Origin of the sequence: Polaromonas sp. CT11-55, from assembly GCF_047303325.1 — a bacterium.
In the GTDB taxonomy this organism is placed as follows: domain Bacteria; phylum Pseudomonadota; class Gammaproteobacteria; order Burkholderiales; family Burkholderiaceae_C; genus Polaromonas.
Map to the genome: position 1 here is coordinate 1 of NZ_JBKBEX010000072.1, position 276 is coordinate 276.

1 protein-coding gene is annotated in these 276 nt (G+C 35.1%); it reads left to right on the plus strand.

The genetic code is table 11. The annotated features are described in order from the left end of the window. A partial coding sequence (locus ACEN8I_RS24145; protein ID WP_413331196.1) for a transposase occupies window positions 1–276 on the plus strand: 276 nt, incomplete at both ends.

The window sequence follows — 276 nt, forward strand, 5'->3', positions numbered from 1 at the left end:
CTCCAATAATTTCAAAGCATTTTTTTCATGGCTGAAACAGCATAAAAGTCATTTATTTAAGAGCTTACCTTGTTATCAACGCATGATTCACCTGATTAATATGCATCAATTAGCACTACATGCTTTACATGTAGTTGTAATGAAAGCTCAACATAGCCAATATTTATGGATTGATTCAACGACTCTACCTGCCTGTAAAAATCAGCATATTCAGCGTCATAAATCATTAGCCAAGATCGCATCTCGAGGTAAAAGTTCAATGGGGTGGTTTTATGG